Origin of the sequence: Burkholderia mycopellens, from assembly GCF_964265025.1 — a bacterium.
Classification (GTDB): Bacteria; Pseudomonadota; Gammaproteobacteria; order Burkholderiales; family Burkholderiaceae; genus Burkholderia.
Genome location: NZ_OZ183802.1, coordinates 1,592,261 through 1,607,455, shown reverse-complemented (window position 1 = coordinate 1,607,455; position 15,195 = coordinate 1,592,261). Strand labels below are relative to the sequence as shown.

Below are 15,195 nucleotides of genomic sequence, written 5' to 3'. Positions count from 1 at the left end.
GCAGCAAACCATCACCGTTATGTAATATATATTGCAAATATATAATTTAATGATTTCGCTGAAAGAGATCTTTTGGAACAAGAAAGCCTTCCGTCACAATTCGACGCAATCACCATGCACCTCTCACCATTCGAACCGCCACATGCGGAAACGTTTTTTGAAACCCAATATTTTTTTATTCATGGTACTGTCTCTCACACAAAGGACTTACGTGGTATTGAATGGTATCCGTAGGTCCAGCACGTAGTCGCCCTTCGAGAAGACGTTCAGTGGAAACTCGAGTTTGGTCGCGGCATGGCCCATCGATGCCGTACAAGTAGATGGCAGGCGTCAGGCAAATACGGAAGATGCTGGCGTTCATGACCCGATTCCTGGAGGGGGGTGTTAGCAAGTCAGCCGTATCCGATCGCAATGAGAGAATTGAATGGTCTATTCTGTCGATATCGGCTTCGAAGCCAAGAGCTTCGAGGGCGCGCTGTCCGAAGTGCAATTTGCCTACGAGAATGTCCCCTTTTACAAGGAGCACATCGACGCAGCCGGTATTCGACTGCATGACATAACGACCGCTGAAGACTTTCGCCAGATTCCCTGCACGACGAAAGCTGACTATCGACGCAATTTCCCTTTGGGGATACTGGCACGAGGAAAAACACTGGCGGAGCCGCTAACGTTGATAAGCCAGAGTTCCGGTACTGGTGGAGAACGTCTGACTACGATCGCACATACGTACAGCCTAGCTGATAGGATGTGGGCGACGCTGGCAGGAAACGAGGCATTGAGTCAAGCGCTCGCGCGCTGCAAGATGAACCGCCCTGTCCGCTATGCCGCGCCGAATTGCTCGGATGTCGAATGTGCGACCCCGGGCAGTACGATGGCCGACCGCACATTGCCTGACGGAACCCTGGTGCTCCCCGTCGCACACGACGTTCTCGCGACTCCGGAAGCACTAGTCAAGCAGGCAGTCTCCGAGATCGGGTTGTTTGGCCCTCAGTGGTTTTACGCCGATGCGACACACTTAGCCTTCTTGGTTCGCCGCATGAAGGAACGTAGTGAACCGCCGCCCTCTGTTTCAGCCATTGCACTGACCTACACTCTTGTCACCAGGGTCGCTCGGCGACAGCTTCAGGAATATTTCGGAGCCGATACCCCCTCGGCCGAAATCGTATCCATGACCGAGCTGGGCTGGGTTGCAATCGAGTGTCCCGCGGGGCGCATGCACATCAATAATGTCAAATTCTTTCCGGAGTTCCTCGTAGGATCACGGCCTGCGCGCACAGGCGAACGCGCCGAACTTGTGGTGACAAGCATCGGAGACAGGCTATCTCCCCATCTCCGCTATAGAACAGGTGACATCTATACCGTCGATGTCCGCCGCTGCGCGTGTGGCAGTACGCTGCCGTTGGCACGGCACGAAGGACGGTTTCAAACGATGGTTCGGGTGGTCAAGGATGGGCAACGCACGCTCATAAGTCCGCGGGATGTCGACGATGCCGTCGGTCCAGATCCTAATATTGCTATCTATCAATTGCATCAGCGTCGCGGCGGGGAACTCGAGTTTCGCTATATTTCGAGTACTGGCTCAACTGTCAACGAGACATCCTTGAGGGATCGATTGACTCACTTGCTTGGCACGGAAGCACCGCTTGTGATCGAGTCCGTGACCTACATTCCGGCCGCCCGTTCCGGAAAGTTCGCCTCATGTACATCTGCGTTATCCGAGGAAAGCCCCCATGCATTTTGACTCGACCAATACGGCGTCTTTTGTGGACGAAGCTCAGCGCACATGGGTCAATCCCCCCCCCTAGCAGAGCAGTGTCGACCGGATTTTCCGCTATTGACCAAAGCCATCGACGGACGGCGTATAGTTTATCTCGACAGTGCGGCTACCAGTCTTAAGCCGCAGTGTGTAATAAACGAAGTCGTCCGCTACTATTCGGAAATCGGAGCCAACATCCATCGCGGAAAGCATTTTCTTTCCGAACAAGCGTCAGCGGACTTCGAAGACGTCAGAGCGCGCGTAGCCCAGTTCACGGGCTTTCTCAGCAACGAGGTCATTTTCACTGCCGGCACAACCGCTGCGATCAACCTCGTCGCATCAGGCCTGACGATGGGGCAAGGCGATGTAGTACTCGTGCCTTTCGACGCACATCACTCGGCAATGCTGCCTTGGCGACGGAGAGCCGACGTCCGCTATATACCGGTGTCCGACTCCGGTGTCGTCGATCTGGATGCATATGAGGACTTGTTGCGCCTCAAACCTGCGGTCGTAGTGCTCACCGGTTGCTCCAACGTATCTGGCGTCTACATGCCGGTTGCATTGATGGCATCGATGGCTAAACGAGTTGGTGCAATCACGTTGGTCGACGCCGCTCAATCCGTCGGACATAGGAGGCTTGTCACGCCGGACGTAGACTTTCTCGCGTTTTCGTCCCACAAGATGCTCGGTCCAACCGGGCTCGGCGTACTATGTGGTCGGCATGAGTATCTCAGGCGCCTTGCACCAGTTCAAATTGGCGGCGGTGCAGTCGACTGGGTTGATGAGCAGCGCCATGACCTTCGCAAGCTGCCTCACTCCTTAGAGGCGGGAACGCCTAACATTTCGGCCGTGTACGGACTTGGTGCCGCCATCGAATATCTTATGGCGATCGGCTTCGACAGACTGTCCACTCACGATCACGAGTTGGGGGCAAGCTTGGCAAGGGAAGCGATGCGTCGATCTTACTTGCGCGTGCTTGGCCCCATCTCGAACATCGATCGCGGCGGCATCTTAAGCATTTCAATCGACGGCGTATCGCATTTGAAGGAGATTGCCCAGATCTTGAGCGACTCCTATAGTATTTTCTGTCGCACCGGACATATGTGTGCCCAACCTTTGGTCGACCGTTTCACAGACCAAGAGGTGCTGCGAATCTCCGGGTATCTGTACAACGACGAAGCAGACATCAAGGCGGTGTTTTATGCTTTGGATGAAATCATCGGCCTGGTAAGACGCAGGTAATTACATATTAAAAGGTTCCACCACCTCCGATTCAACCCATTGCAAGGCATTGAGAATGCTTCCATGGAAAGCGAACTAGCGGAAATTGCGGCCACCTTCGACCGCCTTGCCGACCAATACGATACACGGCTGCCGTACTTCTCGAGCTTCGCAAAAGAGCTCGTCCGATGGCACCCACCCAGGGCAGGAAGCAAAGTGCTCGATTTGTGCACAGGGCACGGCGCGTGCCTGTTGTCGTTCCCCAAATCGAAGCGGCTGTCGCTAACCGGCATCGATATTTCCGCGCAGATGTTGGCGTCTGCCAGGACACGATGTGGCGCGGCAGGATTGCAAGTTAACCTAATCAAGGCAGACGCTGAAAATCTGCCGTTTCCTGACAGATCCTTCGACGCGTTTTATTGTGCCTTGTCGTGGCAATTCCTTCTGCGCCCTGAACGCGTTGCGTTGGAATTGCATCGCATCGGTGAGGACCGCGCTCAATTTGCCCTGTCACTACTCGGCGAGACCGACCATACCTGGCCTTTCTTAAAAGAAGAACTCGCGCATTATACGCCGCCCGGCTTGATCGAGACGCGTCCTGCATGTGGCAGCCACCAGGATGTCCAGACGGCTTTGGAAAGGCTCGGCTGGAAGGTAGACGGAACACATCAATGCCGCCACGAGTTCGAGTTCTCCAGTGCTGAGCAGTGGTGGGCGTGGCTTTGGTCTCACTACGGGCGACGTCGTTTTGAGCGCGTCGATACCGCGTTACTTCCAACGTTGACTGCACATCTCTTAGCCAGAGCCGATGCGGTGCACCGGGCTGTCGGACTTCGTATTGCGCAGACCGTTTACTTTGTCCGCGCGACGCGCTGCCAGCATGTAGCCATCAGTTGATACGCATGTGACACATCTTCACGCTGGAGCCACCGGCCTCTGGCCATAGTCCGCACATAGCACTGCGAGTCGTAACTGGACAGCACGGTGGTCCAAACAATGGAACGTGGCGTTCGAGCGAGCCATCGACCTTATGCTCGGTAAATATCGCTAAAAATCTCATCGAGGTATCCGGACTTCTCGGGACTTCGTCTTTCGAAATGAATTTTGTCACCCCAAACAACTCCTCTCGGTCCTTCGCGAATTCCCAGAGACTGCGGAGTTACTCTATAAACACATGGCGAAATCTATGAGAGTTAAAAAACAATACCTCAAATCTAACGTTGTGTGCGAGCCACTGTTTAATGGATGGTACGCATGGACCCAGCTTATAGCTCCACACACTGCATCTCAACATATATCTCAGTTCCAAATTCCAGTGATGGAGTCATTCATCGATTCGCCGGAAGTTCATATCGAAGCGGTAAAGAATCCAGCGATGTTGGGCGGCCCATTTGTTGATCTAGACGAGACTCTTGTGCCTGCCGTAAAAAATCTGTTGACTGAAACAAATAAAAATCTTTACCGCTATATTGAACTTGGAAAAGCAATAACAGATGGCAATCGCATCATAGATAAAAGTGCGACTGGCTATTCCGTTGATCAGCTTTACTCAAAGTTGCCCGACCAGCTACGAGGTTTGGTGGAGATTGTGTATGACGATGACAATCACCCGTCGATGCGCTTCATTGAAGCTCTGCTATACGGAGAAAACGGAGTGTACGACGAGCGGCATCAGAGTCTCTTGTTGTCAACCGTTGAGTCGGACTACCGTAGTTTCATTTTGACAACGCCTCGCATAGAGAGTGAACAGCAAGTACGACTGGATGTGCCATTCAAGTCGAGACTCGTAGATAGGCTATTCAGCGCCCGCAATTCTCCCGTTTGCGCTGCGGAACTCGCCTCCGATTTTGGCCTAGAGGGCGTGAAGCGTTCTCGTTTTTTGGAACTCTTTACCGACGAGGCACCTGCCGGCGATGGGGATGACATGCCAATAGATGGATTGCGAATTCGCTACCTTGGACACGCCTGCCTACTGATGCAAACTGCACACGTGTCAATTCTGGTCGATCCGACGATTAGTTACCGACATCAAGTCGCATCAAGCGAAGCTCGATATACCATTGACGACCTTCCGCCACATATCGACTATGTACTACTAACACACGACCATCAGGATCACGTCTGCTTGGAGTTCCTTCTACAGCTACGTCATCGCATCGGTATGATTGTGGTGCCGCGAGCATCGAACGGCACTTTGCTCAATCCTTCTCTAAAGCGGGTACTGAGCGCCATCGGATTTTCTCGCGTGACTGAGCTTGACGAGTTGGAATCTATAGACGCCGGAGGGCTTTGCATCACTGGCCTACCTTTCTTTGGTGAGCATGGCGATCTCGGAATTTCAACCAAACTGGCATACCACGTGCGGGGAGCCGATCGCTCGATCCTGTGCCTTGCCGATTCAAGAAATGTCGATTCTGAGCTGTATCGGCGTTTGCATAAGTGGCTCGGTGATGTGGATGTCGTGTTCATTGGCATGGAATGCGACGGAGCACCGATGTCATGGCTCTACGGACCGCTATTGCGCCGGCCCATCGATCGGAGAATGGACCAGACACGACGCCTAAATGGCAGCAACAGTCGTGAGGCGTTCGACATCGTCACGATCTTCCGCTGTAGGATGGCGTACGTCTACGCTATGGGACAGGAACCATGGCTTGGATTCCTTACTACCGTTCTTTACACCGAGGAATCTATCCCGATTATCGAGTCGAACCGCTTCGTGAATCAATGCCGCGATGCCGGTATCGACTCTGAGCGCCTGTATTGTAAAAAGGAGATCCAATTGTGAGTGACCCGCTTTAAGAATCCCAGACCGATGCGAGAGCGAGTTTTTCGGCAAACTAGCCTTGACCCTGAACCAGAATTAGTCCCGGTCGGAAGTGGAGATTTCCGGCTTGTGACCCTGAACCGGAATTAGTCCCGGTCGGAAGTGGAGATTTCCGGCTTGGTTGAGTTGTCAGGCGAGGCGGATTCCCTTGCCTGACGGGCGAATTCGGCAGGTGTCATCCACTGCAATGCGGAGTGGGGACGAACCTCGTTATAGTACGTGCGCCAGTCGTCGATTTTGCTCTGCGCGTCGGCCAATGACAAGAACCAATGCGCGTTCAGACATTCCTGCCGGAAGCGCCCGTTGAAGCTTTCGACCTTGGCGTTGTCAGTTGGCGTGCCCGGTCGGCTGAAATCCAGTTCAACGCCATGTTCATACGCCCAACGATCCATTGCCTTCGAGATGAACTCACTGCCATTGTCGACCTTGATCGTGGCCGGTTGTCCGCGCATGGCGGTGATACGCGTCAACGCTTCGACCACGTGTTCACCCTTCAGACTTTGGCCGACCTCGATGGCCAAGCATTCCCGTGTGTAGTTGTCGACGACGGTCAGTGTCCGAAGACGTCTTCCATCGAACAGTGCATCGGCAACGAAATCCATACTCCAGATTTCGTTGATCGTAGTCACGATATGCTTGGGCTGCCGTAGTCGTGCCGACTTGTTGCGCCGCGGCCGCTTATGCCGAAGCGACAGGCCTTCCGCGCGATACAGCCTGTAGACGCGCTTGCAATTATCTCGCCAGCCTTCCCGTCGCAGGACCACGTGAACGCGTCGATACCCGTAGTGCACGCGCGTGGCGGTGATCTCCTTGATACGCATGAGCAGTGCCGACGAATCGCGTGCGACTGACTGATACCGATACAGCGAACGAGACATGCCAAACAACGCACAGGTCTTCGTCAGACTCGTTCGATAGCGATCACGCAACTCATCGATCAACATGCGCCGACGGGCAGGCTTCAGAGCTTTTTTGCGAGTACGTCCTGCAGCATGGCCTTATCCAGGCTCAGGTCCGCCACGAGTCGCTTCAGCTTCGCGTTTTCCTCTTCGAGCTGGCGCAACCGGCGCAACTCGGAAGGTCCCAACCCTCCGAATTTCTTCTTCCAATTGTAGAAAGTCGCCTCGCTAATTCCGAGCTTGCGGCAGATCTCTTCGACCTTCGTACCCAGCTCGGCTTGCTTCAGTGCAAATGCGATCTGCTCTTCCGTAAACTTGCTCGTCTTCATGACATGGCCTTCGTGTCCGCTCGGACACATCATGCCGAATTTCTCTACTTTTGAACCGGACTATTTCCTGGGTCAGGGTCACTTGGTTGAGTTGTCAGGCGAGGCGGATTCCCTTGCCTGACGGGCGAATTCGGCAGGCGTCATCCACTGCAATGCGGAGTGGGGACGAACTTCGTTATAGTACGTACGCGAGTCGTCGATTTTGCTCTGCGCGTCGGCCAATGACAAGAACCAATGCGCGTTCAGACATTCCTGCCGGAAGCGCCCGTTGAAGCTTTCGACCTTGGCGTTGTCAGTTGGCGTGCCCGGTCGGCTGAAATCCAGTTCAACGCCATGTTCATACGCCCAGCGATCCATTGCCTTCGAGATGAACTCGCTGCCATTGTCGACCTTGATCGTAGCCGGGTGGCCGCGCATGGCGGTGATACGCGTCAACGCTTCGACCACGTGTTCACCCTTCAAACTTTGGCCGACCTCGATGGCCAAGCATTCCCGTGTGTAGTTGTCGACGACGGTCAGTGTCCGAAGACGTCTCCCGTCGAACAGTGCATCTGCAACTAATGGTATGGTCCACCCGCTTCTTCTATCGTAGTGGCGCTACCACCCATGGAGGCTGCCATGAACTCGGTCACGTTAGGAATCGATCTCGGCAAGCGTTGGTTCCACGTCGTCGGCTGCGACGCTGCTGGCAAAGTCGTGCTGCGCGAGAAGTTGGGGCGTAATCAACTCCTGCAGCTTATGGCACAACATCCACCGTGCCTTGTCGGCATCGAAACATGCTGTGGCTCGCAGTATCTGGCCCGCAAATTTCAGGGCTTCGGCCACGACGTCAAACTTCTGCCAGCACAGTACGTCAAGCCGTTCGTCAAATCGCAGAAGAACGACTTTAACGACGCTCAGGCTATTGCCGAAGCTGTCCGACTTCCGACGATGCGGTTTGTGCCGCTCAAGTCAGAGGAACAGATGGATGTCCAGGCGCTGCATCGCGCCCGCGAACGCATGCTCCAGCAACGCCTGGCATTGACCAACCAGATTCGCGGACTGCTGCTGGATCGCGGCATCGAGATTGCACAGGGGTTCTATGCGCTTCGCACAGTGTTGCCCGCTCTGCTCGAGAAGGAAGACTCCGGCTTAACTCCCATGATGCGCGATCTTGGACGCATGCTGCTCGATATGTGGAACCGCACGGAATCAACCATTGAATAGATGAACGACCGGCTCAAATGTCTCTCACGTGAGAGTGACCTTTGCCGACGCCTTCAAACGATTCCAGGTGTCGGTGTCTTGCTGTCGACCGCCATCGTCTCCGCAGTCGGCAATGCATCAACGTTCCGGCGGGCACGCGATCTCGCCGCCTGGGTAGGGCTGGTGCCACAGCAGCATACAACCGGCGGCAAGCCACGTTTGCTAGGTATTACAAAGAGGGGAAACAGTTATCTGCGTCGCCTGTTCGTGCAGGGCGCCCGCGCGCTATGGGTATGGAAAGACAAGCATCCCAACGAACCGATCCAGCACTGGCTAATCCAACTTGCCGAACGCCGGCATGCGCACATTGCGGTCTGCGCTCTGGCAAACAAACTCGTACGCATTGCATGGGCCGTCATGCGAAGCGGCGCGGAGTTTAACCTGCACTATCACGCCTGACGCATACCAGACGGACGCTACCCTCGATGCCGCTTCTTTCCGCAGCTCGCGCAGCCAATCAGCATGGCGCAAACGACCATCCGTCGCTTCCCCAAACCCGTATGGACTTCCGGAAGACATCATGCCGCGCCACTAATTGGGACGGAAGCGTGCGACTACATCATGCAGGCCAGATCCGGCTTCGATCGGATCGCTACAGGCCGGATAGATAAACGCGAGTCGTCTATCGCCACCAGTCTGCGCTTGCGGTTTGCGGGTGGACCATAGAGAAATCCATGCTCCAGATTTCGTTGATTGACCCTGCCTCGTTTTCACGTACAGCATGTCATGCAGCAGCGCGTAGCGTTTCGTATTCGACGGGAGTGCAGTAGTCGATCGACGTGTGCATGCGCTGTCGATTGTAATAGCCTTCGATCCAGTCGACGATGTCCAGGCGAGCCTGAGCGCGGGTCTCGTAGCGCGTTTGGTAAATGCGCTCCACCTTCAGGGTTTTAAAGAAGCTCTCCATCGGCGCGTTGTCCCACGCGTTTGCACGCCGGCTCATCGAGACCATCATGCCGAATTCGGCGGCCAGATCGCGATACGCCCAACTGGCATATTGACTGCCCCTATCCGAATGCAGCAGTAATCCGGGCCCGGGTTTGCGTTGCCAGTACGCACTGCGTAATGCTTGGCAGACCAGATCCGCGTTGATTCGCTCCGACATCGACCCGCCGACGATACGCCGGCTTGCCAGATCGAGGATCGCCGCAAGAAACAGCCAGCCTTCGTCAGTGGCGATGAACGTGATGTCACTCACCCACGCTTGGTTCAGCTGCCAGCCATCGAAGCGCCGATCCAGCAGATTCGGCGCCACCGGCAGATGATGCGTCGAATCCGTGGTAACTCGATACGGGCGCTTGTAGACCGGGCGCAGCCCCTGACGTTGCAGGCTGCGTCGCACGCGCTCAGCGCTCGCCGGCCGGCCCTGAGCACGCAATTGCCGCACGATGCGAAGACGGCCATAGCTGCCGCGACTGGCCCGGTAGATGGCCGCCACTTCGGCATCCAGCGCCTGGTTGGCCTGCGCCCTGACGCTGGGCGGGCGAGCCCGCCACTGGCAATACCCGCTGCGCGAGACGGCCAACACCCGGCACAGCCGGCTCACGCTGTACTGGTCGCGGTGTGCGTCGATCCAGGCGTACCTCACCGCGACCCCTTCGCGAAGTACGCCGTTGCCTTTCGGAGGATATCGATGTCGAGCTTCGCGCTGGCCAACTCCTTGCGCAACCTACTGACCTCGGCCTCCAGATCGCTGACCGGTCGACGACTGGAGCTCGGCGTGCTGGGTAACGGCCCCGTCGCCGCTTCAGCATTGCCTTTGCGCTGGTCTCGGCACCAGTTGCCCAGTGTCGCCACCGGTACACCCAGCCTGCGAGCGGCCTCATGCTGACCGACGCTCTCCGACAAGCGCACCGCCTCCACCTTGAATTCCTGCGTGTATTGCCTTCTCGGCACCACGTTCTCTGCCATTCTGTTCTCCATACAGTCAAAAAGTTATCAAACTTCTTGCTGTACGTGGAATCGAGACAGGGTCAATCGGGTCGTGGTCGTTTCGACGGTCAGACCGCCGCGTGCGACGGCGACGAGTTGGCCTGTGGCGCGAAGCTTATCGCGAGTCAATCGACCACCGGTGGCTGAGACCAAACCCTCGGCACCCCGCCGGCGAGTTCCGCGTCAACTGTGTGCGACACCAAGCTCGTCGCAACGCGGGCCGCGGACGACGGGGTCGTGATCGCCGCGTTGAAAAACGTCTCGACCGACTGGACCTGCCGCACCGCGTCCGCCTTGATGTAGTGCGTGGTAGTGCGCAGGCTCGCCGGGCAGAGCAACTCCCCCATGTCGCGGATCTCGGCGCCGGCGTCTAGGCCGTGGTTCGCGAACGTGTGGCGCAGCGAATGCACGCAGGCGCGGCGCCGGTCGGCTGGCCGAGCAGTGCCTGCACGACGTCGAGCGGCACGTTGGCGACCACCGACTGCATGCCGAACGTATGACGGAACGCGTACGGCGAGAGCTCGTCCAGCCGCCGGCGTTCCGGCTCGGTCAGATCCAGCAGCGTCACGAGCAGCTGTTCGACGGCCCATTGCACCAGCCGTCCCGCGAAGTAATGTTGTGCATCGGACCCGAATGAACACGCCATGAGTCCGTGCCCTGACCTGCCCGCGTAGGCAACTTTACTTCCTACCACTGCGAACGAAAGATCGGTCTTGTTGATGACGAAAAGTAAAACCGTGGCGTTGAGAAAGTGTGGCGATGAAAAACGTCAGTGTCGACGGTCTCCAAGGCAGCACCAGACCGATAAGTTTTCAACGGTCATCAACACCAACTGGAGGGGGAAATCGTGATTATATCTACCGTAGGAATCGATCTCCGCAAGAACATTTCTGCCTCCCACGGTGTCGACGCGACCGGCACGGCCGCGCCGATCAAACCTCGCGTCTCGCGTGATCAGTTGGTCCATATAAGCGGATCTAAGAGTTCGCGACGGGACGTACAATTGCAGTGCCTGTGGCCTCGTCAAGAAGAGTTAAATCAAACGGAGACGCGATAATGATGTTGTACGGGATATCGGACCCGACGATCCTGCTTTGCTTGGCGCTTGCCGTCACCATACCGATCACGCTGATCATCGCGGCTTTCGGATTGAACGGTCGCGTTCGCGCACATAAAGCCTGGAGGATCTGCATCGTCTTTCTATGCTGCCTGGTGTTCGGGCAGGTTGTCGCCCTTTTCAACCATCGTTCAATTGCCAATAGCTATAACCATGCAATAAGCACCTGGCACTCCCACCACCTCACACGGGCAACGGTATTCGACGGGATGCTGGCGTCGGAATGAACGTACCAGCAAGATAAATTGAATTTATCTTCCCACTCGCCGATCACGTTGAAGCGGCGGATATTGAACAGAGCTGCAGTTTGTCGCTGCGACAAGCCTTCCTCGTGCATCCGCTTCAGTACCGAAAGTTTGAATTCAGCGCTGAAATTCGTGGGGGCCCGCTTCTTTGTCCGCACGCCTTCCTCGCCATGAGCCCGATAGCCGGCAATCCATTGCCGCAGCGATGAAACATCGACGCCATGCCGTTGTGCAACAGCTTTTAGGCCGGACTCGCCGGAGCAGTAATCTCTGACGGCCGCCAGCTTGGCTTGGTCCGTGTATTTTCCCATAGTCCCTTCAGGTCGGAGTCCAACCTTCGGGGTTCAGTTCAGCCTCCGTATGACCACTTGATTCACCTGCGCCATCGGCGCGACGCTAGTTGTCAGCGAGTTCGCGCATTCCCATGAATCAGTTTGGTTGCCCGCTGTTCGAACAGCGAGATGGGAGGCCGACGCAAGTCCGCGTATCGCACTTCAACGAAACTGCCTCTGCCAGCGCTTACGAAGATGCGCGAGAGATCTTCTGGGTGATAGCGGATCGTCACGGACCGGCGTGTTTCCCGCCATGCGGCGAACAAGGGATGCCAATAGCGGATCAGGAAGAGCTTGAGGCCGTCCCGCTGAATGGTCCTGGATGCGACTGGCAGGAACCGGATCAGAAACTTCAGTTCGGCATCCGGTTGAGTTGGCAAGCATCGTGAATCCGCTGCTCGCCATGTTTCCTGCCACTTTTGCGCGGGCTGAAGTCCCAACAAACCGCAGTGGAGGCTGCAGTGATAACGCCTGCCGATCTCGACAGCCAGCCACTGCTCGAACTGCTTCAACGTAAGTGAAGCTGTCTTTTCGGCCTGGCGCGCCTTGCGCCCTTTGACTGACGATCCAGTCGAACCAGGGAGGCCACGCACGCGCTCCATCAAGGTCCTGTTCAGCCGCTCGATGTGGCCACCAAAGTGCGGTTTGCCCACCGGTCGGTACATCAGCTCAATGCCGTACTCGCGGCATCCACTGCGAAGGGCACGGCTTTAGAATTCGGCCGCGTTTATCAAGATGCAGCGTCCGAGGGATACCGCGCATCGGCCAGTCAGCCTCAACGCCTAGTCTTTCGAGCCACGGCTCTTTCCGTAGAACTACGCGCGAGAGGAGCAAGCTTACCGTGGCAGCCCCCGGCCTCTCCATTGCGACATAAAAGCCAAGCACACATCTCGTAGCAACGTCGAGAGCCACAGACAGCCACGGTCGACCGATAATCTGTCCGTCCAGTTCGCTAACGCGCAGGATGTCCGCTTGCGTGTGATCAACCCGCACGATATCTAATGGATGCCGGACCTGGAATGTGCCAGGGGCAACTGCAGCGTTCGGGAGGGCCGCTCGTGCCAAAGCATCCTGCTCGCGATAGGAGAGCCACCGTCGAGCTATTGTTGATCTGCTCGGAGGCGATAGACCTGCAACGCTGCAGCGACGTTTCACCTCAAGTACAAGATCAGTTGCAGGATGCGCAAGGTGCCGCTGATCGGGGAGCCATTCGTGCACGGCCTCGTCGATGACGCATTCGACGGCGGCGTCCAGTCTGCCCCCGGTCGCCCTACCCGGCTGCCTTGGCTCTAATGTACTGGCGACCGGATCTGCGAGGAAACGTCGACGCAGGCGATATACGGTGGTGCAGTGAACGCCTAATAGCTGTGCTGCTCGTTCAGCCTGCTGTCGGGAAAGCACACCGTTGCCAAGCGGTCGAAGCACGGACGCAATCTTCGCTGCTCGAGCGGCCCGCTCTTCGATCGAAGCCATATGGATCCCTATCAATCCACGCGACACGTGCGGTAGCACTATTAAAGAACACGTGCAACGTGCTAGCAACGTTAGTGAACATCGGCACGGATTTTGTTGTAGGAATGCAACAGCTATTCACCCGTAAGAAACTTTATAAAAAGCCTTTAAATCCGGGGCCTTTCCGCAAATTTCCGCTAGCAATGTTACTGGACACGGCTAGCGTTAATACTGAACACTTACATCTTCATCTCTGTCAGGAAGCGCCGCCGTTTCGTCACGCGCCTCTTGCCCCAGGGTTGCTGCTTCTGCAAAACCGATCTGCCTCTTCCGCTTCATGATCGTGGCACCGTTCCGCAAGCCTCTTTTTACAACATCCTCGGCGCCGTCTGCGATGACTGCCAAGCTGAATTAACCAGTGTTTCCCTAGTGAAGCTTTACAGGCGGAGCGACAGTCCGTCGCAGGCAATCGGCGAGCATCAGGGTTACCGCCCGGGGCCAGCCAAGTAGCGTGGCGCGATGCATGATCTGAAGAGACACGTACGCGAATTTCGCAAATATCCCGTTGAACGTCCACGCTTTCTGCTTGTGGATTGGGACCTCTCCCGTCGTTGGCTCCGTACCGAGGGATACAAGAGAGCCGCGATCCCGGTATTGATAGGGTTTTGACGGCATGTCGGCGGGTTTCAGCGAAAGCGACTTGAGCAGATAGGCCGCCTGTTGGTGTGCGACCTGGGCCGTTGTCGGCAGCGGGCGATTGGTTGCGGGATCAGAGACAGAGGCGCAATCGCCCAACGCATAGATGTTTTCAGCTCCCGTGCAGCGCAGGAACTGGTCGCAGACGATACGACGTGAACGATCCAGCGTGAGATTGAGGTTGGCGGCCACGGGGCGCCCGATGACACCAGATGCCCATATCTTCAGGTCGCAGGGAACGACGTCGCCCCCCTTCAGCACGAAGCCGTTCGCTGTCACCATTGCCACACCCGAGTTCAGCCGTAGCGTTACGCCAAGTCGTTGCAAGGCGTGCGCTGCAAAACCGGATACAGCAGGGGCGCTGTTCGCGAGAACGCGCGGAGCCATGTCAATCAGTGTGATATCAAACTTGTCGGTGAGCATCAGACCACCGGAGCGATGCATGGCGCTAATCGAATGACAGAGTTCCGCGGCCAGTTCGACTCCGGTCGCACCGGCACCAACGATGCCTATGCGCAGGCGCTCGACTGTGCCCTGGGAGACGAGCACGGCCGCTTCCAGCAACTGCCTCTGGAACCCCAGGGCGCGCTCACTGTCATCAAGCATGAGGCAATACTCGCGGACACCCGGTGTGCCGAAGTCATTGACGTCGGAACCAAAAGCGAGGACCAGGGTGTCGTACTGCAACACGCGCTCACTGAGAAGCGTGTCACCCTGTGACGTCGCGACAGGTCCGAGGGAAATGGTTTGGGCCTTTGCATCCATCCCGGTCAGTGCGCCGAGATTGAAGCGGAAGCCGTTGGCTTGCGCGAGCGCGAGGTAGGGGACTGCATCACCGTCGCCGCGAAGACCGACAGCCACCTCATGCAGTCGTGGCTTCCAGAGATGTCGCGAAGCACAATCGACCAGTGATACCTGCATGTTTAGCCGACGCGATCGGCGCCCCAGTGTGGAGGCAAGTTCCACGCCGCCGGCTCCGCCACCTACGATTACAACCCTTCGTTCCATTCTGTTCGTCTCCAACGGCTGGGGAACTGAGCAACGCGGCCGACCGATCACGTTTGATGTTTGTCTCTGAAATGGGGCGACGCCAGTTGACATGAGCCGCCAGTGAAAGCCTGATCATAGGGCAGGTCCTTCGCGA

The 15,195-nt window shown here is 56.6% G+C and carries 13 protein-coding genes and 3 pseudogenes; 6 read left to right on the top strand and 10 right to left on the bottom strand.

The window, feature by feature from the left end; genetic code table 11:
- Positions 1-424 precede the first annotated feature (424 nt).
- The 4 genes from ACPTTC_RS07525 (at position 425) to ACPTTC_RS07510 (ending at position 5,765) form a co-directional block, all read left to right on the top strand.
- The gene (locus ACPTTC_RS07525) at positions 425-1,741 is read left to right on the top strand and encodes a phenylacetate--CoA ligase family protein (RefSeq protein ID WP_423392054.1); all 1,317 of its coding nucleotides are present in this window, start codon (positions 425-427) and stop codon (positions 1,739-1,741) included.
- A gap of 93 nt (positions 1,742-1,834) precedes the next feature.
- On the top strand, positions 1,835-2,998 hold the full coding sequence (locus ACPTTC_RS07520) for an aminotransferase class V-fold PLP-dependent enzyme (protein ID WP_423392053.1): 1,164 nt from the start codon (positions 1,835-1,837) through the stop codon (positions 2,996-2,998).
- Positions 2,999-3,061: 63 nt separating this feature from the next.
- Entirely contained in the window at positions 3,062-3,874 is an 813-nt protein-coding gene (locus ACPTTC_RS07515) for a class I SAM-dependent methyltransferase (RefSeq protein ID WP_423392052.1), read from the top strand.
- Positions 3,875-4,151: 277 nt separating this feature from the next.
- Positions 4,152-5,765: an MBL fold metallo-hydrolase gene (locus ACPTTC_RS07510; protein ID WP_423392051.1), complete on the top strand. Its 1,614-nt coding sequence runs from the start codon at positions 4,152-4,154 to the stop codon at positions 5,763-5,765.
- 125 nt (positions 5,766-5,890) lie between these two features.
- On the opposite strand, the gene ACPTTC_RS07505 is transcribed toward ACPTTC_RS07510, so the two are convergent.
- Both ACPTTC_RS07505 and ACPTTC_RS07500 read right to left on the bottom strand, forming a co-directional pair.
- A protein-coding gene (locus ACPTTC_RS07505; protein WP_175047848.1) for an IS3 family transposase occupies positions 5,891-7,032 on the bottom strand; the annotation gives its coding sequence in 2 pieces (ribosomal slippage) (positions 5,891-6,780 and positions 6,780-7,032; 1,143 coding nt in all).
- Between the two features lie 78 nt (positions 7,033-7,110).
- A pseudogene (locus ACPTTC_RS07500) lies at positions 7,111-7,605 on the bottom strand (integrase core domain-containing protein); the annotation flags it as partial.
- Between the two features lie 33 nt (positions 7,606-7,638).
- Between ACPTTC_RS07500 and ACPTTC_RS07495 the strand changes: the two are divergent.
- A pseudogene (locus ACPTTC_RS07495) lies at positions 7,639-8,676 on the top strand (IS110 family transposase).
- Between the two features lie 325 nt (positions 8,677-9,001).
- On the opposite strand, the gene ACPTTC_RS07490 reads toward ACPTTC_RS07495, so the two are convergent.
- The 3 genes from ACPTTC_RS07490 to ACPTTC_RS07480 all read right to left on the bottom strand — a co-directional run bounded on the left by ACPTTC_RS07490 (position 9,002) and on the right by ACPTTC_RS07480 (position 10,855).
- Positions 9,002-10,200 (bottom strand): IS3 family transposase gene (locus tag ACPTTC_RS07490; protein WP_423392050.1). Its coding sequence is split into 2 segments (ribosomal slippage): positions 9,002-9,900 and positions 9,900-10,200, totalling 1,200 coding nucleotides; the frame shifts between segments, so codons are not numbered across the junction.
- 134 nt (positions 10,201-10,334) lie between these two features.
- Positions 10,335-10,556 carry a hypothetical protein gene (locus ACPTTC_RS07485; RefSeq protein WP_423392049.1) on the bottom strand — a complete coding sequence of 74 codons (222 nt, stop codon included), beginning with the start codon at positions 10,554-10,556 and terminating at the stop codon, positions 10,335-10,337.
- Between the two features lie 23 nt (positions 10,557-10,579).
- Positions 10,580-10,855: a hypothetical protein gene (locus tag ACPTTC_RS07480; RefSeq protein ID WP_423392048.1), complete on the bottom strand. Its 276-nt coding sequence runs from the start codon at positions 10,853-10,855 to the stop codon at positions 10,580-10,582.
- Between the two features lie 201 nt (positions 10,856-11,056).
- On the opposite strand from ACPTTC_RS07480, the pseudogene ACPTTC_RS07475 reads away from it, so the two are divergent.
- Positions 11,057-11,170: pseudogene (locus ACPTTC_RS07475) on the top strand (IS110 family transposase); the annotation flags it as partial.
- Between the two features lie 16 nt (positions 11,171-11,186).
- On the opposite strand, the gene ACPTTC_RS07470 reads toward ACPTTC_RS07475, so the two are convergent.
- The 5 genes from ACPTTC_RS07470 to ACPTTC_RS07450 form a co-directional block, all read right to left on the bottom strand.
- A complete protein-coding gene (locus ACPTTC_RS07470) occupies positions 11,187-11,402 on the bottom strand; it encodes a hypothetical protein (RefSeq protein WP_423393379.1) in 216 nt (71 codons plus the stop codon).
- Positions 11,403-11,471: 69 nt separating this feature from the next.
- Positions 11,472-11,882 (bottom strand): transposase, encoded by a 411-nt coding sequence (locus tag ACPTTC_RS07465; RefSeq protein ID WP_423392047.1) that lies wholly within the window; start codon positions 11,880-11,882, stop codon positions 11,472-11,474.
- Between the two features lie 92 nt (positions 11,883-11,974).
- Positions 11,975-12,568 carry a Mu transposase C-terminal domain-containing protein gene (locus ACPTTC_RS07460; protein ID WP_423392046.1) on the bottom strand — a complete coding sequence of 198 codons (594 nt, stop codon included), beginning with the start codon at positions 12,566-12,568 and terminating at the stop codon, positions 11,975-11,977.
- 1,012 nt (positions 12,569-13,580) lie between these two features.
- Complete coding sequence (locus tag ACPTTC_RS07455) at positions 13,581-13,760, bottom strand: hypothetical protein (RefSeq protein WP_423392045.1); 180 nt, start codon at positions 13,758-13,760, stop codon at positions 13,581-13,583.
- 21 nt (positions 13,761-13,781) lie between these two features.
- Positions 13,782-15,059, bottom strand: coding sequence for an NAD(P)/FAD-dependent oxidoreductase (locus tag ACPTTC_RS07450; protein ID WP_423392044.1), 1,278 nt, complete (start codon positions 15,057-15,059; stop codon positions 13,782-13,784).
- Positions 15,060-15,195 lie beyond the last annotated feature (136 nt).